This window comes from Gelidimonas diazotrophica (assembly GCF_055694025.1).
In genome coordinates this window covers 3803761-3829060 of record NZ_CM146349.1, presented here as the reverse complement: position 1 = coordinate 3829060, position 25300 = coordinate 3803761, and the positions used below count along the sequence as shown (strand labels likewise).

At 57.5% G+C, this 25300-nt stretch carries 22 protein-coding genes and 1 tRNA gene; 16 read left to right on the top strand and 7 right to left on the bottom strand.

What is annotated here, in order from left to right:
• Window positions 1–357: 357 nt before the first annotated feature.
• The 7 genes from rpmH to mnmE all read left to right on the top strand — a co-directional run bounded on the left by rpmH (window position 358) and on the right by mnmE (window position 7485).
• On the top strand, window positions 358–492 hold the full coding sequence (rpmH, locus tag KGFNPO_RS17730) for a 50S ribosomal protein L34 (protein ID WP_061535510.1): 135 nt from the start codon (window positions 358–360) through the stop codon (window positions 490–492).
• A 29-nt stretch (window positions 493–521) separates the two neighbouring features.
• A complete protein-coding gene (gene rnpA / locus KGFNPO_RS17725) occupies window positions 522–893 on the top strand; it encodes a ribonuclease P protein component (protein WP_472632528.1) in 372 nt (123 codons plus the stop codon).
• On the top strand, window positions 893–1171 hold the full coding sequence (gene yidD / locus KGFNPO_RS17720; RefSeq protein ID WP_472632527.1) for a membrane protein insertion efficiency factor YidD: 279 nt from the start codon (window positions 893–895) through the stop codon (window positions 1169–1171). The genes rnpA and yidD overlap by 1 nt, the downstream gene beginning before the upstream one ends.
• A gap of 11 nt (window positions 1172–1182) precedes the next feature.
• Window positions 1183–2847 carry a membrane protein insertase YidC gene (yidC, locus tag KGFNPO_RS17715; protein ID WP_472632526.1) on the top strand — a complete coding sequence of 555 codons (1665 nt, stop codon included), beginning with the start codon at window positions 1183–1185 and terminating at the stop codon, window positions 2845–2847.
• A gap of 336 nt (window positions 2848–3183) precedes the next feature.
• On the top strand, window positions 3184–3930 hold the full coding sequence (locus KGFNPO_RS17710) for a protein phosphatase CheZ (RefSeq protein WP_472632525.1): 747 nt from the start codon (window positions 3184–3186) through the stop codon (window positions 3928–3930).
• Window positions 3930–5723, top strand: a complete 1794-nt coding sequence (locus KGFNPO_RS17705; protein WP_472632524.1) for a chemotaxis protein CheA — start codon at window positions 3930–3932, stop codon at window positions 5721–5723. The genes KGFNPO_RS17710 and KGFNPO_RS17705 overlap by 1 nt, the downstream gene beginning before the upstream one ends.
• A gap of 388 nt (window positions 5724–6111) precedes the next feature.
• Window positions 6112–7485, top strand: a complete 1374-nt coding sequence (gene mnmE / locus KGFNPO_RS17700; protein WP_472632523.1) for a tRNA uridine-5-carboxymethylaminomethyl(34) synthesis GTPase MnmE — start codon at window positions 6112–6114, stop codon at window positions 7483–7485.
• Between the two features lie 13 nt (window positions 7486–7498).
• Here mnmE and KGFNPO_RS17695 read toward each other — a convergent pair whose 3' ends face one another.
• The 4 genes from KGFNPO_RS17695 to KGFNPO_RS17680 all read right to left on the bottom strand — a co-directional run bounded on the left by KGFNPO_RS17695 (window position 7499) and on the right by KGFNPO_RS17680 (window position 11442).
• Window positions 7499–8494 carry a CAP domain-containing protein gene (locus KGFNPO_RS17695; RefSeq protein ID WP_472632522.1) on the bottom strand — a complete coding sequence of 332 codons (996 nt, stop codon included), beginning with the start codon at window positions 8492–8494 and terminating at the stop codon, window positions 7499–7501.
• A gap of 148 nt (window positions 8495–8642) precedes the next feature.
• Window positions 8643–8957 carry a metal-sensitive transcriptional regulator gene (locus tag KGFNPO_RS17690; RefSeq protein WP_472614200.1) on the bottom strand — a complete coding sequence of 105 codons (315 nt, stop codon included), beginning with the start codon at window positions 8955–8957 and terminating at the stop codon, window positions 8643–8645.
• Window positions 8958–9295: 338 nt separating this feature from the next.
• On the bottom strand, window positions 9296–10738 hold the full coding sequence (locus KGFNPO_RS17685) for a sensor histidine kinase (RefSeq protein ID WP_472632521.1): 1443 nt from the start codon (window positions 10736–10738) through the stop codon (window positions 9296–9298).
• Window positions 10735–11442, bottom strand: a complete 708-nt coding sequence (locus tag KGFNPO_RS17680; protein ID WP_472632520.1) for a response regulator — start codon at window positions 11440–11442, stop codon at window positions 10735–10737. The genes KGFNPO_RS17685 and KGFNPO_RS17680 overlap by 4 nt, the downstream gene beginning before the upstream one ends.
• Before the next feature lie 141 nt (window positions 11443–11583).
• On the opposite strand from KGFNPO_RS17680, the gene KGFNPO_RS17675 reads away from it, so the two are divergent.
• From KGFNPO_RS17675 to KGFNPO_RS17655, 5 genes are all read left to right on the top strand, one after another.
• Entirely contained in the window at window positions 11584–12561 is a 978-nt protein-coding gene (locus tag KGFNPO_RS17675) for a porin (RefSeq protein ID WP_472632519.1), read from the top strand.
• Between the two features lie 216 nt (window positions 12562–12777).
• Window positions 12778–13713, top strand: a complete 936-nt coding sequence (locus KGFNPO_RS17670) for a tripartite tricarboxylate transporter substrate binding protein (protein ID WP_472634526.1) — start codon at window positions 12778–12780, stop codon at window positions 13711–13713.
• Between the two features lie 45 nt (window positions 13714–13758).
• A complete protein-coding gene (locus tag KGFNPO_RS17665; protein WP_472632518.1) occupies window positions 13759–14856 on the top strand; it encodes an ABC transporter substrate-binding protein in 1098 nt (365 codons plus the stop codon).
• 147 nt (window positions 14857–15003) lie between these two features.
• The gene (locus KGFNPO_RS17660) at window positions 15004–16764 is read left to right on the top strand and encodes an ABC transporter permease (RefSeq protein ID WP_472632517.1); all 1761 of its coding nucleotides are present in this window, start codon (window positions 15004–15006) and stop codon (window positions 16762–16764) included.
• Window positions 16765–16801: 37 nt separating this feature from the next.
• Window positions 16802–17875: an ABC transporter ATP-binding protein gene (locus KGFNPO_RS17655; protein ID WP_472632516.1), complete on the top strand. Its 1074-nt coding sequence runs from the start codon at window positions 16802–16804 to the stop codon at window positions 17873–17875.
• An 84-nt stretch (window positions 17876–17959) separates the two neighbouring features.
• On the opposite strand, the gene KGFNPO_RS17650 is transcribed toward KGFNPO_RS17655, so the two are convergent.
• The gene (locus tag KGFNPO_RS17650; protein WP_472632515.1) at window positions 17960–18130 is read right to left on the bottom strand and encodes a hypothetical protein; all 171 of its coding nucleotides are present in this window, start codon (window positions 18128–18130) and stop codon (window positions 17960–17962) included.
• Here KGFNPO_RS17650 and KGFNPO_RS17645 point away from each other — a divergent pair.
• The 3 genes from KGFNPO_RS17645 (at window position 18124) to KGFNPO_RS17635 (ending at window position 22796) form a co-directional block, all read left to right on the top strand.
• On the top strand, window positions 18124–19188 hold the full coding sequence (locus KGFNPO_RS17645) for an AbrB family transcriptional regulator (RefSeq protein ID WP_472632514.1): 1065 nt from the start codon (window positions 18124–18126) through the stop codon (window positions 19186–19188). The two genes, KGFNPO_RS17650 and KGFNPO_RS17645, sit on opposite strands and share 7 nt — an antisense overlap.
• Window positions 19189–19581: 393 nt before the next feature.
• Window positions 19582–21285 (top strand): putative bifunctional diguanylate cyclase/phosphodiesterase, encoded by a 1704-nt coding sequence (locus tag KGFNPO_RS17640; protein WP_472634525.1) that lies wholly within the window; start codon window positions 19582–19584, stop codon window positions 21283–21285.
• Entirely contained in the window at window positions 21282–22796 is a 1515-nt protein-coding gene (locus KGFNPO_RS17635; RefSeq protein ID WP_472632513.1) for an HDOD domain-containing protein, read from the top strand. The genes KGFNPO_RS17640 and KGFNPO_RS17635 overlap by 4 nt, the downstream gene beginning before the upstream one ends.
• A 135-nt stretch (window positions 22797–22931) precedes the next feature.
• Here the strand turns inward: KGFNPO_RS17635 and KGFNPO_RS17630 are convergent.
• Window positions 22932–23007 (bottom strand) — tRNA-Arg (locus KGFNPO_RS17630).
• Window positions 23008–23206: 199 nt separating this feature from the next.
• Between KGFNPO_RS17630 and KGFNPO_RS17625 the strand changes: the two genes are divergently transcribed.
• Entirely contained in the window at window positions 23207–24034 is an 828-nt protein-coding gene (locus tag KGFNPO_RS17625; RefSeq protein WP_472632512.1) for a c-type cytochrome, read from the top strand.
• Between the two features lie 165 nt (window positions 24035–24199).
• On the opposite strand, the gene KGFNPO_RS17620 is transcribed toward KGFNPO_RS17625, so the two are convergent.
• Window positions 24200–24865 (bottom strand): YiaD family glycine zipper/OmpA-like lipoprotein, encoded by a 666-nt coding sequence (locus KGFNPO_RS17620; protein ID WP_472632511.1) that lies wholly within the window; start codon window positions 24863–24865, stop codon window positions 24200–24202.
• Window positions 24866–25300: the final 435 nt, after the last annotated feature.

Genomic DNA, 25300 nt, shown 5'->3' with positions numbered 1-25300 from the left:
GAATCTTCTTGAGTGAAAAGGTGTGGGGGGGAGGGCGTATCGGTATATTCACAGAAAGACTGCGATGCAATCCTGCATGAGATCGCCACACATCTGTACTATTCTACCCTTGCCGAACAGAGTTATCCACAGGCAGTCCTACTTTTAGATGGTCAATACCTATTCATGCCTGTGGATAAATATATCCGGCATATTGACAAACCCATGCAAAATAATGTCTAATCCACGGTTCCCTGACCATTCAATGGTTGCTTTAGCTTGTGCCCTTCCGGTATACGCGCTGCAAACACCAAATGTGGCGCTGGGCGTAGTAACACGATTTAGACCGATTTATTTTTGCTGATTAGCGAGACCAACATGAAACGTACATACCAACCTTCCGTCGTACGCCGCAAACGTACCCACGGCTTTCGCGCACGCATGGCAACCCGCGGCGGTCGCGCCGTACTGAATGCGCGTCGCGCTAAAGGTCGTAAGCGTTTGGCTGCTTAAGCCAAACGTACAGCAGGAAAGCTGACTGCGTGACAGGCGATTTTTCACGTGTTCGGCGAATCGTTAAAACGGATGACTTTTCATCCGTTTTTCGTTTGCGCCCAGCCTACAGAACTGCGCACTTTGTGCTGTATGCCCGTCCGGCAGGATTGCCCAATGCCCGTTTGGGTATCGTGGTGGCAAAGCGGTTTGCACCGCGCGCGGTAACCCGCAATACCATCAAACGGGTGACGCGTGAACTGTTTCGCCAGACCGAATTGCCATCACTGGATTGCATTGTTCGCCTGTCCAAGCCGATCAATACCAAGGCCGATCCGGCAACTACAGCGCAATTGAAGGTATTGCTGCGCACGGAATTGACGCGCTTGCTGGCGTCGCAGAAATTGCCGGAGAGCTCCTGATGAAGGTCTTATTGCTGCTGCTGTTGCGTGCGTATAAGCTGTGCATCAGCCCATTTCTCGGGCAAAATTGCCGCTTTTACCCGAGTTGCTCCGACTATGCCAGCCAAGCGGTGCGCGAGTATGGCGCATTAAAAGGGAGCGCAATGGCTGCCAAGCGTCTATGCAAATGCCATCCATGGCATCCGGGCGGATTTGATCCCGTACCAGAAAAAAAGCCTGAATCCACTTCTGCAGACGTTAGCGACTGCAGCCATTCCCGAATTACTGATTTCTCCTGACAAGTACACTTATGGATATCAAACGTACCATCCTTTGGGTTGTGTTTTCGATGTCGCTGTTGATCCTTTGGGACAACTGGATGCGCTATAACGGAAAACCATCGATGTTTTCGCCGTCCGTGACGCAGCAAGACAAGTCTGTCGCTGGCGCTGCTACCGGATCGGCCAAGACCGAGGTGCCGCAGGCGTCGGTCACGGGTGCTAAACAGTCCCCTGCAGAAATCGCAGCCGCGGTTGCCGGCGCGGCACCGGCCAAGAGTGAAGTCGTGACGATTACCACCGACGTCATCAAGGCGCAAATCGATACGGCGGGCGGCGAACTGCGGTATCTTGAACTTTTAAAGCACAATGATACGGTCGATCCGACCAAAAATCTGGTGCTGTTCAATGCCACTGCCCAGCACACCTACCTAGCCCAGACCGGTTTGATCGGTGGCGCATTCCCCAATCACAAATCGACTTTCACGGTCCAGCCGGGAAGCCGGGAACTGGGGTCCGACGACGCAGTGAAGCTGGTGCTGGAGTCTGACGCAGGTGGCGTCAAACTGATCAAAACCTTCACATTCAAGCGCGGTAATTACAATATTGACATCAAACACGATATCGCTAACGTGTCCGGTGCGCCGATTACGTCTTCGCTGTATTTGCAGTTAGTGCGCGATGGCAACAAGCCAGGCGGAGAGTCCAAGCTTTATAGTACTTTCACCGGCCCTGCGGTATATACCGATGCGGAAAAATTCCAGAAATTAGCCTTCGACAAGATTGCAGATGGCAAGGATGAGCATGCGAAAAAGGCCGATAACGGCTGGGTGGCGCTGATACAGCACTATTTTGTCTCGGCAATCGTTCCGCAAGACAAGGTGCCGCGTGAAATATTCACCAAAAAAATCGATGCTAACCTGTATGCGATCGGAACCATTCTGCCGCTGGGTACCATTGCGCCGGGTGCTACAGTTTCGATGGATGCGCACTTATACTCCGGCCCGCAAGAAACCAGCGTACTGGAAAAAATTGCTCCGGGCCTGGATCTGGTCAAGGACTACGGCTGGCTGACGATTATTGCCAAACCGATCTTCTGGCTGATGAATCAGATTCACAAAGTACTCGGCAACTGGGGCTGGACCATCATCATGCTGACGGTCTTGATCAAGTTGGCATTCTTCCCTTTGTCCGCAGCCAGCTATCGCAGCATGGCCAAAATGAAGCTGGTTACGCCGAAAATGACCTCGATTCGCGAGCGCTTCAAAGGCGAGCCGCAAAAGATGAATCAGGCGATGATGGAGTTGTACAAAACCGAAAAAATCAATCCGCTCGGTGGCTGTCTGCCGATCGTGGTGCAGATTCCAGTCTTCATTTCGCTGTACTGGGTCTTGCTGGCCAGTGTCGAGATGCGCAATGCGCCATGGCTGGGCTGGATTCACGATCTGTCGGCGCCGGACCCGTTTTATATTCTGCCGGTGGTGATGGCGATATCGATGTTCATCCAGACCAAGTTGAACCCGAAACCGCCAGATCCAATGCAGGCCAAGATCATGATGTTCATGCCAATCGCATTTTCGGTAATGTTCTTTTTCTTTCCGGCTGGCTTGGTGCTGTACTGGGTCGTCAATAACGTATTGTCGATCGCCCAACAATGGGCCATCACCAAAAAAATGGAAGTTGGCAAAAAAGCATAGGCGTCTTCACCTATATGACGTGCAATCAAAAGGCGGAATCTGGAAAGATTCCGCCTTTTTTATTAAAGATATTTCGGTTTTCGTCCGCTATTCGAATGTTCCTGCTGGACGGTACGCAGACCGGTGCAACCGCGTTAAACCAGGAGTAACTTTGGGTGGTTGATTGTAGCGCCACGAAACAGCGTTCGATATTTACCGTGACCGGCTGCAAAAATTTCCTGTAGTAGCAAAGGATGTCAAAGTACCGCGCAAAATTTCAATTTGGTTATATCGTAAAATGTTGAATTGCTGCAACATAGGGCGAACAGCTAGAAAAAATTATGAGAGGCATGGATTATGAGTGACAGTTTTGAGGATCTGGATGCCCTGTTCGATCAGATCTCTGCGCAGCACGCCGAAATTGCAGTGACCGGATCTGACGCTCCGCCCAGCGCTGTCCAAGTATCGGAAGCAGCGCCAGAAGGACCTGCCGAAGCTGAAAAACCGATGTACGAGCGGCTCGGAGGTATTGTTCGGATACTGCATGACTCGATACGTGAACTGGGCCAACAGCATCCGTTCAACACCCTTAATTCGCAAATAGGCGATGCCCAGGATAGGTTGGCCTATGTTGCGACACTGACCGAACAGGCTGCGAACAAAGTACTGAACGCGACTGAAGCGGGCATGCCTGCGCAGGAAACCCTGTCGAACAGTGCCAAAGAAATGCAAATGCGCTGGACGAATTTGTTCGATGGCAAGCTCAGCGTGGAAGAGTTCAAGCTGCTAGCGGACGACACCAGAAGCTTCAACTCTTCCGTCATTGAGGGCGCCGAAGAGGAAAAAGCACGCTTGCTGGAAATTATGATGGCACAGGATTTTCAGGATTTGACCGGCCAGCTGATCAAAAAAGTGGTGACAATTACCCAGGCTGTCGAGCGTGAACTGGCGCAACTGCTGTGGGATAACGCGCCTGAGGAAGTAAAGGACAAGCCGCTGGCACATAAAGAAGCGGTGGTTGACCTGATGCAGGGGCCGATGGTGCCGTCTGCGGCGATGGGACAGGGCGATGTGGACAGCCTTCTGGATGATTTGGGTTTCTGATGGACGACTTGCTCAAGGAATTCGTGGTCGAAGCGCTGGAGCTCGCCACCAATGTTGAAGCGCATCTATTGGTGCTGGAACGCCAGCCGGATGATCAGAACATTTTGAATGCACTGTTTCGGTCATTTCATACGATCAAGGGCGGTGCCGGCTTCATGAATTTGACGGCGATGGTATCGGCCTGTCATCTGACCGAAAACCTGTTTGATGCTTTGCGCACTGGTGCCGCACCTGTGACGCCGATTGCGATTGAGGCAGCGCTGCAGGCCAGCGGCTTTGTTGCGGACCAGCTCGGCGAGTTGGCCAATGGCGTCGCCGCCGAGCAGCTACCGGCGATGCCCGATGCGTTACAGGCCATCCTGACCGCGGCAATCGAAGGCAATGCGCAACTGGAGCCGGCGGTTGCAACCGCCGCCGTGGTGCCCGCTGAGGCACTGATTCTTGTCGGTAAACCAGATTGGGATGCGTATTATCGTGCGTTGGTGTCATCGGATGTCCTGCCGCCAGCGGTATCGGTTCCGGTTCCTGTTGCGATTACACATCCGGTCGCTGCAGTAACCGTTAAAAAATCCCAGCCGGCAATTCAGGCCACTAAATCCACTACTCCGATAATCGAGGAGAGCATCCGGATTGACGCAGTCAAGCTTGATACCTTGCTTGAGGTGGCCGGAGAGTCGGTGCAGGCGGCCAACCAGGCGGCCGTGCTGCTGGAAAAACTGGCGCAATTCAAGTTCGAATCTGACGCTACGACCTTGATGGCCACACTGACAGAAACGATAGAACGCGCCTCGCGCTATGCAACCGAATTGCAGCGGGCCACGCTGGCTACCCGCATGCAGCCGGTCGGTCGGCTGTTCCAAAAATTTCCACGCCTGGTTCGGGAACTGGCCAAGGATCTCGGCAAGGAAGTCGAGTTGGCGATCAAGGGTGCGGAAACCGAAGTCGACCGGGTGGTGGTCGACAGTTTGTATGATCCGCTGGTGCATATGCTGCGCAACTCGCTTGATCATGGAGTGGAAAGTCAGGAAGAACGCATTAAGTCCGGGAAATCGCCCAAATCGACAATATCCCTGACCGCCTGGCAGGAAGCCAGCAGCGTGATGATCGAGGTGGCGGATGACGGCAAAGGCATGAACCCGCAATTTTTGCGCGATAAAGCACGCGCCAAAGGATTGATCGGCGAGAACGATGCGCAGACCGACGAAGAAGCATTCCAACTGGTTTTCTTGCCCGGATTTTCTACCAAGGAAGTCGCTACCGCGGTATCCGGACGTGGGGTTGGTATGGATGTGGTGAAGACCGCGGTCGACAAGAATCGCGGCACGATCCGGATTGATTCGCGCCTCGGTCAAGGCACACGTTTTCTGATTCGCTTGCCAATCGAGCTCTCGATTGTGCCGACCATGCTGGTGCGTACCAGCGGTGCTGCGTTGGCAATGCCGTTAGCCGTGATTGAACGCGTGGTGGAGCTGCCGGAAACATTTTCCGAAGTCGGTGGAGCCCCGATATTGCGCGATCAGGGGCGTCCGCTGCTGGTGCGCTCGCTGGCTGAGATTCTCGGTTACGAGGCATGCGTGGAGCGGGTTGGTATCGTGATTGCCGCGCAGCAACCGTATATTCTAGCCATGGAGGCGGTCGAAGGCACCGCCGATCTGGTCATCAAACCCTTATCCTGCCTCAACGTACCGGGCATTACCGGAACCGCGCGTTCTGCTGAAGGCGAATTGTTGCTGGTGATCGGCCTCGGCTATCTGCTCGACGGTTGCCGCACGAACGCGCGCCTGGTGGCATAAGCTTTTCTATTCTCTGGAACGTAGCGAAGTGAGTCGTCACGCGATTTTCACGTTAAAGCCTACGGCAAATCGCACGATTGGCCGTGTTCGGATATCGTTTTAGGTAACAGTTGTTGCGTATGGTGGAAACATTGTCCACGCAAGACACGAAAAGCACGAACCGTATTAAGAGCCAACGATCTTCGCAAAAGTAAGGAGTATTGCCATTTTTATGGCAATTAACGCATATATTCATTGCGAGATTAAAATATACCCAGGTTAGTACGTAAGATGGGTGCAAGCCATCGCCCATCGAACGCACAAGATGGGGTGCACCCATCCTACTTTTTTTCATACCTTTCGTGCTTTTCGCCGATAGCGCACAACCTCAGTTAGGTAAAATCGCGGTATGAACCTTGACTCCTCCCCCATAGCAGCCATCGCCACCGCTCCCGGACGCGGCGGTATTGGCGTAGTACGTGTTTCCGGCAAGAATCTTGCGGCCTTGCTGCAGACGCTGGGTTTTCAGCTAAAGCCGCGCCATGCCACGTATTTGCCCTTCACGCAGGCCGATGGCAGCATCATCGATCAGGGCCTGGCGCTCCATTTCAAAGCCCCGCATTCGTACACCGGCGAAGATGTGCTGGAATTGCAGGCGCACGGCGGGCCGGTAGTGCTGCAGATGCTGCTGGCGCGCTGCCTGGAAGCGGGACGGGAAATCGGGCTGCGTCTGGCGCAGCCGGGCGAATTCACGCACCGGGCATTCCTTAACGACAAGCTCGATCTGGCGCAGGCGGAAGCGGTCGCCGATCTGATCGAGGCCTCGACCGAGGCCGCGGTAAAGTCGGCTTCGCAATCGCTGTCGGGCGTCTTTTCCAAGGTAATCCATACCCTGGTCGAGCAAGTGGTGCAATTGCGCATGCTGGTTGAAGCGACGCTCGATTTTCCGGAAGAGGAAATCGATTTCCTGGAAAAATCCAACGCACGCGGCCAACTGGAACGCATTCAACAGACTTTGCACAGCGTCTTGCTGCAAGCGCAGCAGGGCGCATTGCTGCGCGAAGGCTTGAATATAGTGTTGGCCGGCAAGCCCAACGTGGGGAAATCCTCATTGCTGAACGCTCTGGCAGGCGCGGACGTGGCGATCGTCACGCCGATCGCCGGCACCACGCGCGACAAGGTGACTGAAACTATCCAGATCGAAGGCATTCCGCTCAATATCATCGACACCGCCGGTATTCGCGCCACCGATGATGCCAATGACGAGGTGGAGCGGATTGGCATTGAGCGTACCTGGATTGAGGTTGGCAAAGCCGACGTGATCCTGCACTTGCTGGATGCGGGACGTGGGCCGACGCGCGCAGATGAGACGATGGTGGCGCGCTTTCCAAGCGGCGTGCCGGTGATCCGGATCTGGAACAAAATCGACCTGTCCGGACACAAGCCCAGCATCGACACCATGCTGGACGCCACGCATATCTATCTGTCAGCCCAGGACAAGAGCGGGATCGATTTGTTGCGCTCGGAGTTGCTGCGTATTGCCGGCTGGCAGCAAACCGGTGAATCGGTGTATCTGGCGCGCGAGCGGCACCTGATTGCGCTACGCGCTGCACGCGATCATGTGCAGATGGCAGCGCAGTTTGCCGCACAAAACGACCACTCGCTGGACCTGCTGGCGGAGGAGTTGCGCCTGACCCAGGAGCAACTGGGCAGCATCACCGGCGAATTTACGCCCGATGATTTGCTGGGAGAAATCTTTAGTCGTTTCTGTATTGGCAAATAAGAAAGTATTGCCCTTACTTGGTGGTGAAAGACCAGCTTTGTGAAATTGCTGTGTCTGCAGAAATACAGGTGGTATTCGGTGGACTGATGGTGCAGATACTGCCGGAAAAAGCCACATCATAGGTAGCGCCGCTGGCCAGCGGTTCGAGCGGGATGATGGCAGCGGCGGAGGTTGGCGTTTTAGGATCGGACTGACTGGTTAGCAATTGCGCCGCGAGTGGTGTTCCCGCACCGCGCAGTCTGACACTGAAATTGGCGCCGCTGATCAGTTGATCGATATCGGCGTGCACGCTGATCGGATAACCCACTTCGTCCCGGTTGGGTACCGGATCGGGTTCCTCAGAATTGCTGAAAAAATTCAGTGGGACGTTTTTCTGGCCGGAATACGGGTATGCGGTAAATTTCCCAGCGCCCAGTCCGGCACCCAAACCATTGTTGGCGGTGAAATCGGTGGTGAAGTAGGTAAAGCCGCTGGTTGCTGTGGCATAACCCGCTCCCGCTTCCTTGTACATCGGCTCGAAAATCACGAAACGATGATAGATGGCGGCAATCAAGGCCTCGGCGGCAGTGAAGCCATCGGTGTAGCCGGTCTGTGCAATGACTTCGCCGATGGCATAACTTGGTATCAAGTTGTATCTGGCTCGATTTAATCGGTTTTCCAACTTGGCGCCAGTGAAACCGGGATTCCCAATGGTTTGGTCGTGGGTGATGACATTATTGACTGCTTGATAGCTGGAATGCCCTTGCGCCGCGCTATCAATCAGGGCGTTGCGTGTCAGTTGGGGCAGGGCAATCTGTTGTCGACGGAAATTGAACCAGTTGAAGCCGTCCGTCGCCATATTGCCGCTAACTTGCGGTGCGCTTGATTCTTTCGCCAGTTCTTGCGAAGCGACCGCCGCGGAAGATGGCGGCGCTGCCTGCGTGGACGAATCGCTGCCGCCGCAAGCGGCGAGCGCAAGGCTCAGTAATATGGCAGGAGCAAGAGGCGATAAGCGAGATAAGCGGGGCATGGCAGGCTTCCAGAATCCGGTATATAAAAATTAAAGCTTAGAAAATTAAAGCTTACGACATTCTTGCGGCGAGGGCAGCACCGCTTTCGCCCTCGCACCCGGAAGTTGCAAATTCTTATGCGCTTGATCAAGCAAATAAGCCAGCAAATCAGGCGAACTTGTTGAGCATTTCCGACAAGTGTTTAGCGCGTTCGGACGCATCTTCCAGGCTGGTCGAGCCGGAAGTATGTGAGACCATCGCACTGGTGAGTAAGTTCACGAACGCGCGATCGAGCGCCTTGCGGGCGGCGGCCATTTGTTGCGCAACGCCATCGCAGTCATCCGGGACCACTGCCTTGGCCAGCAATTTGCGCACGCCGCGCACCTGACCTTCGACGCGTGCCAGGCGGTTCAGCAGATCTTTCTTTTGTTCGTCGGTCAATGCGGTACCGCTCAAGACCTTCAGGGGGGCTTCGTATGACATGGTGAGACTCCTTTATGATGTGTATAGTAAAAATTATACTATGGGGGAGTAAATAAGTACTAATTATCTTTAAATGGTCCAGATTCCGATCCAGTATTGCGGCTTCGGGGGCGCCGCGATCCGGCAGAAAACTGGGTTGACGGCGGCGATATCCGCGATATCCCGGACCCGGCAATGCCGGATCGTAGCGCGCTTGTCCTGCCTTTGGTTCTGCTTGCAACGCCGGCTTGTGTAACCTGGAAAGGTTTCATTACATTCGTATAAATGATGGAGTATATGTAAAAACATATTGTTTCCCGCATAGTTCTAAATCGGCTTGAATAATACTGACAATAGTACTATTTCTGTGCGAGGCCTGCCTGAGGTGGGAACCGGACCCTGATGTTCAAGCCGTGGCCGCCGGCGCCGTCAGCCAGTTCGAGTTGGGCGCCATGCAAGGTGGCGATGTCCTGCACGATCGCCAGGCCGAGTCCGGAGCCGCCCGGATTGGCTTCCAGTGCGGCCGAGGCGCGGTAAAACGGCGTGAAGACGTTGCTCCTTTCCGCCAGCGCAATGCCGCTGCCGCTGTCTTCGACTTCCAGCGTCGGTTGCGCGGCGCCGAATACCCGCAGCGACACCCGGCCGCCGATCGGCGTATAGCAAATCGCATTGTCGACCAGATTGACCACCATCTCGTGCAACAGCAGCGCATTGCCGGTGACGACGGTATCCTCCTGCGCCTCCAGCGACAGGTCGATATTTTTTCGCACCGCGCCCGGCGCCAGTTCCAGCCCGACCTGGCGCGCGATGGCAGCCAGCGGGACGGCCGTCATCTGGCCTGCCAGCGCCCGGTGTTCGGCCCGCGCCAGCGTCAGCAGGCGGTTGGCCAGATGGACCGCAGATTCTGTGGTGTGGCCGATGCTGTGGATAATTTGGCGCAATGCTTGCGGATCGTTCTCGCGCAGCGCCAGTTCGACCTGGGTCTTGAGCACTGTCAGCGGTGTGCGCAATTGATGCGAGGCATCGGCGATGAAGCGCCGCTGCTCGTTGATCAGGATCTGCAGCCGCGCCATATAACCGTTCATGGCCAGCACCAGCGGCCGCACTTCCTTGTGCACCATGCTCGGATCGAAGTCTGACAGGTCGGTCGACTGCCGCGTCGCCACATCGTTCTTCAGACGCATCAGGGGGCGCAATACGACCCGCACCGAAAACCACACCAACAGCGTTACCGCAACAATCAGGGCGGCCTGGCGCCACAGCGTATCGCGCAAGATAGTGCGGGTCAGACCGAGCCGGGCATTCAGTGTTTCGCCGACCTGAATCAGCGCAATGCCGCGCATCGAACTGTCGTACACCGGCTGATACAGGGCCGCCACCCGCACCGCTTCACCGCGATAGTTGGCGTCGTAAAAATGCACCAGGGCCGGATACAGGTCCGAGCGCGGCACGTCGCGTGGCAGCGCCGGCAGATCTTCATAGCCGGACACGAATTCACCCCGAATGCCGGTGACCTTGTAATAAATCCGGCCCAGCGTATCGGTCTCGAAACTGTCGAGTGCCACATACGGCACGTCGGCCACCACCTTGCCATCGACGAAAGAAACCCGCTCCGCCAGCGCGCGGGTCGAGGCCAGCAGCGCGCGGTCATAGGCGCGCTCGGCAGCCGTCAGTGCAGTGCGGTAAACCGATGCCGAATCGAGCACCGCCAGCAGCGCCAGCGGAATCAGAATCCAGCGCAGCAACTGGCCGCGCAGGCTGCCGGGCGTGCTGTTGGCAGCCTGCCGGGCGGGCCACCTCATGTGCTCGGATTGGGGTTTGCGTCGGCGCTGAGTTTGGCGTCGAGCACATAGCCGATGCCGCGCAAGGTGGTAATGGCAACGCCGCAGGCGCTCAGCGTATCGAGTTTCTTGCGCAGCCGGTGGATGTAAATTTCGATCGCATCCAGGTTGGCGTCGTCATCGAGCTTGAATACTTCGTCGAACAGTTTTTCTTTCGGCACCGCTCGTCCGGCACGGGTAATCAACGCCTCCAGTACTGCATGTTCGCGCGGCGTCAATGCCAGCGGCGCCGCGCCATAAGTGAACATCCGGCTCACGGTGTCGAACTGCAAGGCGGCGCAGCAATGGACCACCACTTCATTGCCTTGCGAACGGCGCAGCAGCGCCTTGACCCGCGCTTCCAGTTCGGCCAGCTCGAACGGTTTGGCCAGGTAATCGTCGGCGCCCAGGTTCAGGCCCTGCACCCGTTCCTCCAGCCCGCCGCGCGCAGTCAGGATCAGCACCGGAATTTTGCTGCCGCGCAGCCGCAGCCGCCGGAGCACTTCCAGCCCATCCATTTTCGGCAGGGTCAGGTCGAGGATCACCAGCGCATATTCCTGCGTATGCAGCAAGGCGTCGGCGTCGCTGCCGTTGCGCGCGCATTCCACCGACAGGTGGGCATCCTGCAAGGCCTTGCTGAGCCAGCGGGATAGTTCAAGATGATCTTCGACGAGCAATATGCGCATGGCCTGCATCTTATTCCAGTTTGCGATTAAGGATGAAATCCAATAAAACTGACACCGAAAGCAATTTGAAAGCTTGCATCATCATCCTGCGTGTTGCGGCCAAGAAATAGGCTGCTTCAATAATAATCAGGAGACTATGTAATGAAAAAAACGCTTCTCGCACTGCTGTTACTGGGTGCTTTCACCGCCACCGCATCGGCCCAGACCAACGTCACCGTGTATGGCTTGCTGGATGTCGGCATCACTTCCGAACATGGCGGCCCGGCAGGCTCGACGGTCACGCTGGGAAGCGGCATCCAGTCCGGCTCGCGGCTGGGCTTCAAGGGCAGCGAAGATCTGGGCGGCGGCTTGGCGGCGATTTTCACGTTGGAAAACGGCTTCAATCCGGACGACGGCACCCAAGGTCAGGGCCGCTTGTTCGGGCGCCAGGTTTTTGCCGGTCTGCAGGGCGCTTTCGGTACGGTCACTGCTGGGCGCCAATACACGCCGCTGTGGTCGGCCATCGATAGCCTCGACCCGGTGGATGGCATCTCCGGCGGTTCCCACAACTTGATGCGCCGGGATGTTCGCACCGACAACACCGTCAAGTACGCTTCCCCCAACTTGAATGGCTTCTCGGGTGAGTTGGCCTACAGCCTGGGCGAAGTTCCCGGCAATAGCGCCGCCAGCCGTATCCTGGGCGGTGGGTTGGCGTATGCGAATGGCCCGCTGGTGCTGAAACTGGCGCACCAGAACAAAAATGACGCCACCGACAGCGACAGTAGCAAGAGCACGTATCTGGGCGGCGGCTACAACTTCGGCGTGGTGAAGGCCCTGCTGGGCTATGAAGTCAACAAAGGCGTCGGTGCGATCGATGACCAGGTTGCGGTAATTGGCGCGGTGGTGCCGCTGGGCCTCAGCACCGTAATGGTTTCCTATACCCGAAAGGACGACAAGTCGGCAGCCAACGACGATGCCAATCAGGTCGCCGTGGCGTATACCTACGCGCTATCCAAGCGGACCAATCTGTACTCTTCCTATACCCGCATCAATAACGAGAACAAGCTGGTTTCCCGCACCAGAACTGGTGATGGCAGCGGCGACCGTGAGTTCAATGTCGGCATCCGCCACAAGTTCTGATCTGGTCAGAAACAGGCATCCCCGGGTGCCTGTCAGGGATTGCACAGACATTCTTTTGACCCGCTACAAAATCAGCCACAATCTGCGCATAATCGGTATCCGGCGAAAGCCAAATGAAAGTTTGAGGCAGCTAAGATGTGTTTCTTTATCTTGAAAAACACCGTGTTATTTCCGCGTGTCGCAAACCTTGTGAAGTACCTGTTGGCGGTCGGATTGATGGCGTTATGGCTGAATGCAATTGCCGCCCCGCAGTGCATTGCCCCGGCTAAACCGGGCGGCGGCATGGATCTGTCTTGCAAACTGGCGCAACAAAGCCTGGCGCGCGATGCCACCGGCGCAGTGGCGCTGCAAATCCGTTATCAGCCGGGCGGCATTGGCGCGGTGGCCTGGAATGCAGTGATGTCGCAAAAGCGCGACGAGCAAGATACGCTGGTCGCATTTTCCGGTGGCTCGCTGCTCAACCTGGCAGAAGGCAAATACGGTCAGGCTTCAGCGGCGGATGTGCGTTGGGTGGCCGCAGTCGGCACCGACTACGGAATGATCGCAGTACGCAAGGATTCGCCTTACAAAACCTTGCGCGATCTGGTCGCCGCCTGGAAAAAAAGCCCGGCGGAGGTCGTGATCGGCGCCAGCGGCACCATCGGCAGCCAAGATTGGGTAAAAGTTGCCTTGATCGCCACGCAGGAAGGCATCGATACCAGGGACCTGCGTTTCGTTGCCTTTGAAGGTGGCGGCGAATCGTTTACTGCGCTGCTGGCCGGCCACGTACAGGCGGTATCGGGCGATGTTTCGGAAGCCATCCTGCACGCCAGCGTAGACCAGAAAAATGCTGAAATCCGCGTGCTGGCGGTGCTCTCGGATGCCCGTTTGCCGGGCGCACTGGCCAACGTGCCGACGGCGCGGGAACAAGGTTTTAACGTGACGTGGCCGATTATTCGCGGCTTTTACATGGGGCCACAAGTATCCGATGCGCATTACCGGAAATGGGTGGCGCGTTTCGAGCGCGCGATGGCCGCGCCCGAATTTGACAAGCTGCGCGCAGCACACGGCCTGTATCCGTTTGCGATGAGCGGCGATCTGCTCACCGGGTATGTAAAAAAGACTGTTGATAACTACAGCAAGCAGGCAAAAGAGTTGGGACTGGTTCGATAAGCAACAAGAAATATTACTATTTTAATAATGACAGGAGATGACACCATGTTTTCAAAAAAATGCATTCTGAGCGCGGTAGGCGCACTCGCGGTCAGCGCTGCCTTTGGCGCACTGGCCCAAGTTCCGGCTACTTACCCGGCCGATTACGCCAAGATCGTTGACGCTGCCAAAAAAGAAGGCAAGCTTGTGATTTACGGCGCTACCGACAGCAAGGCCACCGCGCCGCTGGTGAAGGATTTCAGCGCCCTGTATCCAGGCATTTCGGTCGAATATAACGACATGAATTCGACCGAAGTCTACAACCGTTACATTTCCGAAGTGGCCGCCGGCGGCAACACTGCCGACTTGCTGTGGTCGTCGTCGATGGACTTGCAGATGAAGCTGGCTTCGGACGGCTATGCGTTGCAATACAAGTCGGTTGAAGCCGGCAAGTTGCCGGAATGGGCGAACTGGAACAATACCGCCTACGGCACCACGTTCGAGCCGGCCGCAATCGTCTACAACAAGCGCTTGCTGGACCCCAAGGAAGTGCCGGCCACCCATGCCGATTTTGCCAAGCTGATCACCCAGGAAAAATTCAAGGACAAGGTCACCACTTACGATATCGAGAAATCCGGTGTCGGTTTCATGTTCATGACCCAGGATTCGCGTGCCAACCCGGATTTCGCCGGGCTGGAAAAAGCCTTCGGCGTCGCCAAAGTACGGGTGCAATCCTCGACCGGCACCATGCTGGAGCGCATCTCTTCCGGTGAAAACCTGATCGGTTACAACGTGATTGGCTCCTATGCGCTGGTGCGCGCCAAGACCGATCCGTCGATCGGCGTCATGTTGCCGAAGGATTACACGCTGATCATGTCGCGCGTGTTGTTCATCAGCAAGAGCGCCAAGCATGTCAATGCAGCCAAGCTGTGGCTTGACTATATGCTGTCGCAGCGCGGCCAGACCGTGATTGCCAATGATTCGAAACTGTATGCGATCCGCGCCGATGTCAAGGGTGAAACCACCGCATCCGATTTGATCCGGAAAATTGGCGCCGCCAACGTGAAGCCGGTGCCGGTCAGTCCGATGCTGTTGCAATACCTCGATCAGACCAAGCGCCTGGCGTTCCTGAAGCAGTGGAAAGAGACTGCCGGCAAGAAATAACTCAGAGCAATTCCAGTGCGCTGCGCTGCTCCGTCAACCGGACAGGGCAGCGCAATCAACGCCTGAAAATACCCGAGAATTTAAAAGCTCTGCGCTGCTGCGTTCTGACGCCCCTCAGCACGCCCCATCCCTTCATCGGACACTGTGATGCAAACCTCAATATTTCCCCGCCTGAACTGGCCGCGCGGCTTAGTCGTGGCGCTGGCGTCGCTCGTAATATTTTTCCCGATATACCTGATTTTTTACCAGAGTTTCCTGTCGGCGCCGTTTTTCATGCCGGTCAAGACTTTGGGTTTCGATGCCTATCGTTTCATTTTCGCCGATCCCGATTTCAGCCGTGCCTTCATCAATGCGATGATCCTGGCCACCGGTCTGGCCGTGATTGCGGTGCCGCTGGGCGGCATGCTGGCGTTCCTGATGGTGCGCACCGACCTGCCCGGGCGCAGCTGGGTCGCGCCGCTGCTGCTGGTGCCAATCTTCGTGTCGCCGATGGTGATGGGTTTCGGCTATGTGGTGTCGATGGGCCCGGTCGGCTTCTACACGCTGTGGGTCAAGCAATTGATCGGGATTGCGCCCTGGAACATCTATTCGTTCACCAGCATCGTCATCATCGCCGGCCTGACGCACGTGCCGCACGTGTATCTGTATGCATCTTCGGCGCTGAAAAGCCTCGGTTCGGACGTCGAGGAAGCGGCCCGCGTGGCCGGCGCATCGCCGCTGCAAGTGATGATGAACGTGTCATTGCCGATGATCATGCCGGCGCTGTCGTATGCGGCGGTGCTGGTGTTCTTCCTCGGCTTCGAAGTGTTCGGTCTGGTGCTGGTGCTGGGCGATCCGGAAGGTCATCTGGTGTTGTCGACCTATCTGTACAAGCTGACCAACAAGCTCGGCACGCCGTCCTACCACCTGATGGCGGCGGTCGCCGTGTGTCTGGTGATGGTGACGATGCCGCTGGTGATGCTGCAGCGCTGGCTGCTGAAATCGGCCAACAAATACGTGTCGATCAAGGGCAAGGGCGCGCGCCAGAAAGCGCTGCCGCTGGGTAACTGGAAGTGGATCGCATTTGCCTTGCTGGCGCTGTGGCTGCTGTTTACCGTCGCGATCCCGATTTCCGGCATCGTGCTGCGCGCCTTCGTGTCGTATTGGGGCGAAGGCGTCAAGCTGGCCGATGTGCTGACGCTGCAACACTTCCGCGACATCCTGGAGCAACCGTCGCTGATGCGCGGCATCTGGAACACGATCCTGATCGGCATTGTCGGCGGCGCTCTGGCGGTGTTGTGTTACGCGGCGGTCGCGCTGGCGATGCACCGCAAGCAGGATGGCATCACGCGCTTCCTCGATTACAGCGTGCTGGTGCCGCGCGCGATCCCCGGCTTACTCGCGGGCTTGTCGTTTCTGTGGGTATTTTTGTTCGTGCCGGCCTGGCTCGATGCTGCGCTCAAGGGCATGGATAACGGCGTCGCGCTGTGGCTGAGTGCGCATTTCATTCCGGTGCTGCGCGAGCTGCGCTCGACCATTTTCTCGGTCTGGCTGGCGTATTCGGTGGTCTGGCTGGCATACGGCATGCGCCTGATTTCGTCGGCCATGCTGCAAGTCGGCCCGGAACTGGAAGAAGCCGCGCGCGCGATCGGCGCCAGCCGCGCCCGGGTCACGCGCGACGTGACGCTGCCGCTGATCAAATACGGGCTGCTGAGTGCGTGGCTGATGGTGTTCCTGATTTTCGAGCGCGAATACTCGACCGGCGTCTATCTGCTGTCGCCCGGCACCGAAGTGATCGGCGCGATGCTGGTGTCGCTGTGGGCCGGCGGCTCGGTCGATCTGGTGGCGGCGCTATCGTTCATCAACATCACCCTGGTGGCGATCGGCCTGGGCATCGCGCTGCGCTTCGGCGTCAAGCTGCATAACTAACTGCATTCTGCCTTTTCAAAATATAACGAGACCAATCATGAACGAATTAAGCGTCAACGATTTATACCTCGACTACGGCACCGGGGCCGCCGCCAACCAGATCCTGAAAGGCGTGTCGATGGAATTGCAGCGCGGCGAAGTGGTCGCGCTGCTGGGGCCTTCCGGCAGCGGCAAGACCACGCTGCTGCGCGCAGTGGCCGGCCTGGAAGCGCCGAAAGCCGGCACCATCCGCATCGGCGAACGCCTGATGTATGACGGCGCGAAGAATTACGAAATGCCGGCCGAACAGCGCAACCTGGGACTGGTGTTCCAGTCGTATGCGCTGTGGCCGCACAAGAGCGTGGCCGACAACGTCGCCTACGGCCTCAGGCTGCGCAAGATGGCCAGCAGCGAAATCGCCAGCCGGGTCAAGCAAGTGCTGAGCCAGCTCGGCCTGGGCCAGCTCGGCGAACGCTTCCCGCATCAACTGTCGGGCGGCCAGCAACAGCGGGTTGCGATCGCCCGGGCGCTGGTATACAACCCGCCGGTGATTCTGCTGGATGAACCGCTGTCGAATCTGGACGCCAAATTGCGCGAAGAAGCGCGCGCCTTTCTGCGCGAACTGATCGTCCGGCTCGGCCTGTCGGCGCTGATGGTGACGCACGACCAGGGCGAAGCGATGGCGATTTCGGACCGCATCCTGCTGCTCAACAACGGCAAGATCGAACAGCAAGGCAGCCCGCAAAGCATGTACCAGACGCCGGAAACGCTGTTCACCGCCGAATTCATGGGCAGCAACAATCGGCTGCCGGGCCAAGTGCTGCAGCGCGACGGCGCACGCGTCACGCTGCAAATCGAAGGCCGCACTTTGCATGGCACCGCGCGCGGCGCCAATCTCGGCGCCGACGTTACCGCATTGATCCGGCTGGAACAGGTGCGCATCGTCGATACGGAAGTTGAGAACAGCATCCGGCTGCCGCTGTCGACCTGCATGTATCTGGGCGACCGCTGGGAATGCCTGTTCAAACGCGGCGCTGCGGACGAGCTTGGCCTGCGCGCCTACGCCCCGCAGCGGCTGGCCGCCGGCGAGTACTGGGTACAGCTGCCGCAAGATACACTGTGGGTGTTTTAAGATCGGCCATGGCGCACTGACATTCCCTCCCCCCTTGCAGGGGGAGGGTTAGGGAGGGGGTAGAAAGCTTGATCGACCGCACCGCTATTTCGACCATTCGCCCCCCATTCCAGCTTTCCCCTGCCAGGGGGAAGGAGCGTTCATGGCGCGCTGCATAGCGACAAATTTATACTGTATTGTGTATTTTTCAAGTCGCTTTAAAATAATGCGGAAGATGCCCTGTTTTTGATGATACTCCACTAATATCCATGGCAATTCGATTCCTCTCGCGCTTCACCTCCCTGCCCTTCCTGCGCGCATTGCTGATCGCGCTGGGCGCCGCCGGCTTGTGCATCTGGCTCAAAACCCCGTTGCCGTGGATGATCGGCCCGATCATTGCCACCGCCGCCGCGCGTATGGCCGGCCTCGACCTGCAAGCGCCGGTGCAGGTGCGCGAAGCCGGGCAATGGGCGATCGGCACCGCGCTCGGCCTGTATTTCACGCCGGCCGTACTGCATGTGTTGTCGTCCTATGTCGGCACCATCGTGGTCGGGGTGGTGTTCGCGCTGCTGCTGGGCGCCGGCTGCGGCTGGCTGTTGCACAAGCTGACTGGTGTCGACAGCACCACCACTTTCTTCGCGATGGCCACCGGCGGCGCGTCCGAAATGGCAACCCAGGGCGAACGCCACGGCGCGCTGGTGGATCGGGTCGCGGCCGCGCACAGCCTGCGCATCATGCTGGTGGTGGTGATCATCCCGTTCGGCTTCAAGTTCGCCGAGGTGCACGGGATGGACCCGTATCTGCAAGGCACCAAAGTGGTGAATATGCCCGGGCTGCTGAGCCTGATCGGGCTGACTTGCTGCGGCGCTTTTCTGCTGCGGCGTCTGCACTGGCCGAATGCCTGGGTCATCGGTCCGCTGATCATCGCCATCGCGCTGACCGCATCCGAGATGCATCTGTCGGCGTTGCCGCAATGGATCGTCAATTGCGGCCAGCTCTTCATTGGCGTCTCGCTGGGCACCCGTTTCACGCCGGCCTTTTTGCATACCGCGCCGCGCTACCTGGCCGCAGTCGCGCTATGCAGCATCACAGCGATCGTGGTGGCAGCCGGTTTCGGCCTGCTGCTGGCGGCCTGGTCCGGCATCCACCCGGCCACCGCAATCCTGGCCACCGCGCCCGGCGGCATCGCCGAAATGTCGCTCACCGCCAAAAATCTGCAACTCGGGGTGCCGATTGTGACCGCCTTCCACGTGACCCGGATGGCCACGCTGGTGCTGTCGATCGGGCCATTATTTCGCTTGGCACAATTAATAAAAAACAGGAGTATCACCTGAAACATGCGGTTATCCGCACGTTATATATGTACATCTTAAATATGCTGTCATCAGTATATTAAAATTCGGCAATTGCCTCCAGAGCCGCGGCAAACGGCAGTTGACAGCCGCTTCCTTACCCGCAATGCCCACCGAATGCGCGTGGCAAATTCCTGCTGTGCTGGAAAATCCCACGCGGGGCAGCCGCGCCCGGATTTCGCAGCATTGCTGCGTTTGCCCTTTTTCCACAAAAATCGCATATTCGGTGTTACATTTCCAAAAAGCATCATTTATGCGACTCCCGTCATCGCACGGCTTCAGACCCACACCATATTGAAGGGCCAGGTTTCCAAATTGCCATCCAGTTCACTACCGCACCCTGAAGCAAACTATCGTCGTGCGCTGGCCAGTCTGATGGAGGCTGCCGGCGACATCGTTGTCAGGCTGAACTGTCAGGGTGACATCCTGTATGCCAGCCAGCGCACCATTGACCTGATTAACGCCGAGCGGGATCTGATCGGCAGCACGCTGTCGGAACTGGTGTGCGCTTCGGAACAGGACGCGTTGCAGACCGCGCTGGCAGACGCCGGCGCAAGCCGGCAGTCCGGCCGCGTCAAGCTGCGCATCAAGACCAGCGATGCACTGCTCTGGTTCGAGTTCCAACTATCGGCTTACACCACCCCAAGCGATACCACGGAATTACTTGCGGTTGGCCGCGACATGTCGAGCACGCATGCGACCGAAGCGCGCCTGCGCCACATTGCCACGCATGACACCTTGACCGGATTGCCGAACCGGGCCCTGCTATCGGACCGGCTGCGCATGGCCATCGCGCAGGCGCGTCGCAGCGGCCAGGGATTTTCGGTGGCCTCGCTCGATCTCGATGGCTTCAAGAAAGTCAACGACGGCCTGGGACACCCGGTCGGCGATGCGCTGTTGCGGGTAGCCAGCGCCCGGCTGATCAAGGCTTTGCGCAATAGCGATACGCTGGCGCGCATCGGCGGCGACGAATTCGTCGCCATCATGCCGGGCGCGGTGAGCAACGCCGACATCAAGCTCGTTAGCGGCCGCCTGATGTCGACCATGCAGGCCCCGTTCGAGGTGCAGGGCCATACGCTGTACGTAAGCGCCTCGGTCGGGGTCGCCGTGTATCCTGAACACGGCGAGGATGAGGTCGCGCTGCTGGCCCATGCGGATGCCGCCATGTACCGCGCAAAAGAGACCGGCAAAGCATGCTGCGTGGTTTATAACAGCGCCCAGATCGGCCAACCTGAGCATGATCTGTCGCTGGAAGCGGCGATGTTTCAGGCCGTCACGAATGGCGAATTTTTTCTCGATTATCAACCCATCGTCGATGCCCGGAGCCGCCAGATACAAGGCTTTGAAACACTGATGCGCTGGCTGCGCCCGGGTTTTGGCCTGGTGCCGCCCAGCCGTTTTATCCCGATCGCAGAGGCCAACGGCCTGATCAATCTGCTCGGCGCATGGGCGCTCAAAGCCTCCTGCGTCCAGCTCAAGAGTTTCGAGGCAGTGGCCAAACGGCCGCTTTACATCTCGGTCAATGTCAGCCCAAGACAGTTCCGCCAAGCGCAATTCCTGGAGTTGCTGGACCAGGCGATTGCCTTGTCAGGAATTGGCGGCGACCAGCTGGTGCTGGAGATCACGGAAGGCACGCTGATGACCGATCCGCTGCAGGCCGAAGCCATCCTGCACCAAATCGTCGCGCGCAAGGTCCGCATTTCGATCGATGATTTCGGCACCGGTTACTCGTCACTGGCTTATCTGAAGCGGTTCCCGATTGCGATTCTAAAAATCGACCGGGCTTTCATCAAGGATCTGCCCGCATCGGAAAAGGACGCGGCCATCTGCAACACGATCATGAGCCTGGCCCACCATTTGCACTTGTCGGTCGTGGCCGAAGGGGTGGAGACCGAACCGCAGCTCCAGTTCCTGCTCGACCGGCGCTGCAGCTACATTCAGGGCTACCTGACCGGCAAGCCGATGTCGCCGCACAGCGTGCAGCAAGCGTTGACTGAAGCCGGCATTCCTGCACAACCGGTGCGCGCAGCGTGGGCTGAGACCGCGCCGGATTCATCTCAACCAACTCGATTATCATGACCATGCGCACTCCCGCTGCCCCCGATGCCGATGCCGATAAAACCCTGGACCTGCTCTGGGAGCGCATCAGGCAGCGTGGCGACCTTCCCGGTTTTACCAAAGCCATCAGCGCGGTGCTGGGCGCAATGCACGGCGAAGATGAGCAGGAATTCAACATGACGCAAACCGTCATGTCCGATCCGGGGCTGACCCAGAAAGTGCTGCGGCTTGCCAATAGTGCGATGTACTCCGCCTTTGGCCAAAGCGTCGGCACCGTGTCAAGGGCAGTCGCGGTATTGGGAACGCAAACCATCGGCCACCTGGCGCTGGGCTCCAAGCTGATCGACGAGTTGTCAGCCAGCGCGCCTGACACGCTCAGCGCACGCCTTGAAATGGAAAAAGCATTGCTGGCCGGGCATGTGGCGCGCCAAGTCACCAGCAGCGCCAATCGCCATCATGCCGAAGAAGCTGTCGTGTGCTCGATGCTGCACACGCTGGGCCGGATGATGGTGGCGTTTTATTTGCCCGATCGCTGGTCGCAGGCACAGCAGGACAGCGAAAAAACAAAACGGCACCCCGATCTGGTGGCGCAGGAAATGCTGGGACTTTCACTGGAAGAGATTGGGCGCACTATCGCGCAGCGCTGGGGACTGCCCAATAGCCTGATCAACAGCATGCGCAAGGTCGAACCATTGGCATCGGCAGCGAACGAAAGAATGCCCCATGCCGAATGGCTGGCTGCGATATCGAGCATGACCAGCCAATGCGCGAGTGCACTTTGCCAGGACGACGCTTCGGGCGACACCGAAATCCTGCGGCTGGCCGACGCTTATGCCGGCATGCTTGGAGTCGATGCCGCCGCAGTGCTGAAGGCGGCGGAAAGTGCAAAAAAAACGGCCGAATCCGAATTGGGCGCGGTCCACAGCACCAAACGCAGCAATACCGAAAAACGCGCCCGCGCCAAAGCTGCTGTACCTGAACTGGCGGCCGCCGGCATTTTGCAACAAGGCGTGATCGACATGCGCGGCATCGTCAATAGCGCAACGCCCAGCCAGATGTTGACGAGGGGACTCGAAACGTTGTATCAAGGGCTCAGCTTCAGACGTGCGATTGCTTTTTTGCGGAATGTCAAAGAAGCGAAGTACTCGGCCAGAATGGGCTTCGGCGCCGGCGTGTCGGCGCTGATCCCGCAACTGGTATTTAACGATGCCTACCAGCCCGACGTGTTTCATGCTGCGCTGGCCAGCGATCGCATCATTTTTGCCGAAAATGCGCAAGATCCCAAGTTTGTCGCCAAGCTGCCGCACTGGTGGCAAAACAGCCTGTCCGCTGCCACCGGCTTTATCATCTTGCCCCTGATGATCAACCGCCAGCCAGTCGGCTTTATGTACGGCGACTGGAGCGACGCAGCACCCAACGCCAAACCGAGCCCCGCAGAGTTCATCATCCTGAACGAATTGCGCGCCCTGGTCACACAAACGGCAGAACGGCGCAATGCAACGACGACCTCCAGCGCGCCTGCCGCGCATTGATTTTTCCGCTGCCGACATTTGACGGCTGATTGATATCAGCAGACCTTGTTGAGAAAAGTCCTGACACTGCGGTTACACGAAGGAATTTTAGAACACAGGATGAATTACGGGAAAATTGTAAGTCATTGATTTTAGTGGTGCGGCTGGCTGGAATCGAACCAGCGACCCTTGGCTTCGGAGGCCAATACTCTATCCACTGAGCTACAGCCGCATTGGGGAAATTTCGGACAGGCACAGAGGATACAGTTTTTCGTACGGATCGTCCATTTAAAGCTATGATTTTCCGTTTCAAAGCCGTTGCATTGCGCCTATAATCAAAGGTTTGGCGAAGCTTTGCGCTGCCTGCGGATGCGTATTGGCTGTGATTGCGCATTCGCCTACCGGTTTAAAAAAATAGCACCGAGGAAACCATGAGCGATCTATCTAATCAAAACGAACACAGTGGCAAACACAACGATCACCAATCCCCGATCAAGACCCCAAAGCAACTGGTAATTGCAGTGCTGGCGGCTTTTATCGTTCCCATCATCTGCATCGTGCTACTGGTCCAATATGTGACTAACGACAAGAAAATGGGCGCCGGCTCGAACGGCGATACGCCAGAAGCGGTCGCGGCGCGTATTAGCCCGGTTGCCGATCGCGGATTTACCCTGAAAGACGCGAGCGCGCCGAAGCAATTGCAGTCGGGCAGCGCTGTATATACTGCTTTTTGTGCCGCCTGCCACGATACCGGCGCTGCCGGTTCGCCTAAATTCGGCGACAGCGCTGCTTGGTCGCCACGTATCGCGCAAGGCTACGACACGCTGGTGTTGCACGCCATTCAAGGCATTCGCGGCATGCCTGCCAAAGGCGGCAATCCCGATCTGGATGATGTCGAAGTAGCGCGCGCCGTAGTGTATATAGCCAATAAGGGTGGCGCTTCATTCAAGGAGCCAGCGGCAAAAGCAGCGGGCGCAGTTGCTGCCGCACCTGCCGCGGCAGCGCCGGCCAAGTTGACCGCTGACACCGGCAAGAAAATCTATGACTCAGCCTGCATGGCTTGTCACGGCTCTGGCGTGATGGGCGCTCCCAAGTTTGGCGACAAGGCCGCCTGGGCGCCTCGCATCAAGCAGGGTGCGGCGCTGTTGCATCAAAATGCGATTGCCGGCATCCGGATGATGCCGCCGAAGGGTGGCTCTGCCGCCTCCGAGGATGAAGTGAAAGCGGCAGTTGATTACATGACGGCTGCAGCGAAGTAAATTCTGTCGGAATGCAAGGCAGCAAAAAAGCCGGTCAATGGTCATTGACCGGCTTTTTTGTTGCCTTGTTTTTTAAAGATCGGATTTGAAGATAAAAAGGGGCCGCGTTTTACCGCAGCCCCTTTTTTGATTTTAACGCTGCAAGAACTTGGATCAGGCTTGCCGTTAGCGCGCCTGTTCCGCCACGAAAATCTCGACCCGGCGGTTTCTTGCCCGGTTAGCGGCGCTGTCGTTGGATACCAGCGGCTCATGCGGGCCGCGGCCTTCGACGGTAAAACGATTGGACGCTACGCCACGGGCGGCCAGATAATCGCGCGCATGCGCGGCGCGGTCGTGTGACAAGGGCATGTTGATTGCGTCGGAGCCGGTGCTGTCGGTGTGGCCGATAATCGTCACGGTGGTGGCGGAATTTTCATTCAGGCTGGAGGCGAAGCGATCCAATACCGGGCGAAAATTCGGCGCAATATCGGACTTGCCAACGTTAAAAGAAATGTCGCTCGGGATATCCAGTTTCAGGCGATTGTCGGCGGTCTGGCTGACCTGTACGCCGGTGCCGGCGGTGGCTTGTTCCATTGCACGCTTCTGGTTTTCCATCCGGTTTGACCAAATGTTGCCGGCGGCTGCGCCGGCCAGTCCGCCGATAGCTGCGCCGGCTGCAGTACGCCGCCCACCACCGCCGCCGGTGGCAGCCCCGATTACCGCGCCCGCCAATGCACCTACGCCGGCGCCGGTGGCAGTACCGCGCTGGGTATTGGACATCTCAGGCATGTTGGCGCAGCCAGTCAATACCAGAGCGGCAATTGATGCAGAGAGAGTGAATTTTGTACGCATGACGAACCCTTTTTTAATGAGAATACGCATTTTGGCAGACTGGTTGCGATGCCGGACCGAATGTTTCATTTGTTAACATATCCATCCGGATTTGTTTGGACCTTCGCCGGCAATACTTTTCAAAAAATAATACTGTTATACGTATTTTTACATACCGCAATGAATATATGCGGCAATTACAGTATTTTTGCCTATACCCCATGTTATTTGCAATTCCAAGTTCCTATCCAGCCTGCCTGGGATAGCCACCGCCCTCTCTCCCGGCCTCTCTCCCACAAGTGGGAGAGAGGGGCAAAAGCGCCCTCTCCCACGCACCGGAAAGGGAATGCAAGCAGTCGTTATTTGGCAAGCCGGACAGTGACAATTCCCAAAAGAATATGGCAGGACCAGGCAAGCATGTTCAAGATAGCTGCGCCAAACCGTCGGGGTTTGTGG

Bases quoted from the DNA above. Each gene is read 5' to 3' on its own strand.
- mnmE (WP_472632523.1), top strand. From the start codon at position 6,112: ATGAACCTTGACTCCTCCCCCATAGCAGCCATCGCCACCGCTCCCGGA.
- KGFNPO_RS17625 (WP_472632512.1), top strand. From the start codon at position 23,207: ATGAGCGATCTATCTAATCAAAACGAACACAGTGGCAAACACAACGAT.
- KGFNPO_RS17685 (WP_472632521.1), bottom strand. From the start codon at position 10,738: ATGAGGTGGCCCGCCCGGCAGGCTGCCAACAGCACGCCCGGCAGCCTG.
- KGFNPO_RS17655 (WP_472632516.1), top strand. From the start codon at position 16,802: ATGAACGAATTAAGCGTCAACGATTTATACCTCGACTACGGCACCGGG.
- KGFNPO_RS17640 (WP_472634525.1), top strand. From the start codon at position 19,582: ATGGAGGCTGCCGGCGACATCGTTGTCAGGCTGAACTGTCAGGGTGAC.
- KGFNPO_RS17705 (WP_472632524.1), top strand. From the start codon at position 3,930: ATGGACGACTTGCTCAAGGAATTCGTGGTCGAAGCGCTGGAGCTCGCC.
- KGFNPO_RS17690 (WP_472614200.1), bottom strand. From the start codon at position 8,957: ATGTCATACGAAGCCCCCCTGAAGGTCTTGAGCGGTACCGCATTGACC.
- KGFNPO_RS17695 (WP_472632522.1), bottom strand. From the start codon at position 8,494: ATGCCCCGCTTATCTCGCTTATCGCCTCTTGCTCCTGCCATATTACTG.
- KGFNPO_RS17710 (WP_472632525.1), top strand. From the start codon at position 3,184: ATGAGTGACAGTTTTGAGGATCTGGATGCCCTGTTCGATCAGATCTCT.
- KGFNPO_RS17635 (WP_472632513.1), top strand. From the start codon at position 21,282: ATGACCATGCGCACTCCCGCTGCCCCCGATGCCGATGCCGATAAAACC.
- KGFNPO_RS17660 (WP_472632517.1), top strand. From the start codon at position 15,004: ATGCAAACCTCAATATTTCCCCGCCTGAACTGGCCGCGCGGCTTAGTC.
- KGFNPO_RS17670 (WP_472634526.1), top strand. From the start codon at position 12,778: ATGGCGTTATGGCTGAATGCAATTGCCGCCCCGCAGTGCATTGCCCCG.
- KGFNPO_RS17680 (WP_472632520.1), bottom strand. From the start codon at position 11,442: ATGCGCATATTGCTCGTCGAAGATCATCTTGAACTATCCCGCTGGCTC.
- yidC (WP_472632526.1), top strand. From the start codon at position 1,183: ATGGATATCAAACGTACCATCCTTTGGGTTGTGTTTTCGATGTCGCTG.
- KGFNPO_RS17665 (WP_472632518.1), top strand. From the start codon at position 13,759: ATGTTTTCAAAAAAATGCATTCTGAGCGCGGTAGGCGCACTCGCGGTC.
- KGFNPO_RS17645 (WP_472632514.1), top strand. From the start codon at position 18,124: ATGGCAATTCGATTCCTCTCGCGCTTCACCTCCCTGCCCTTCCTGCGC.
- rpmH (WP_061535510.1), top strand. From the start codon at position 358: ATGAAACGTACATACCAACCTTCCGTCGTACGCCGCAAACGTACCCAC.
- yidD (WP_472632527.1), top strand. From the start codon at position 893: ATGAAGGTCTTATTGCTGCTGCTGTTGCGTGCGTATAAGCTGTGCATC.
- KGFNPO_RS17675 (WP_472632519.1), top strand. From the start codon at position 11,584: ATGAAAAAAACGCTTCTCGCACTGCTGTTACTGGGTGCTTTCACCGCC.
- KGFNPO_RS17620 (WP_472632511.1), bottom strand. From the start codon at position 24,865: ATGCGTACAAAATTCACTCTCTCTGCATCAATTGCCGCTCTGGTATTG.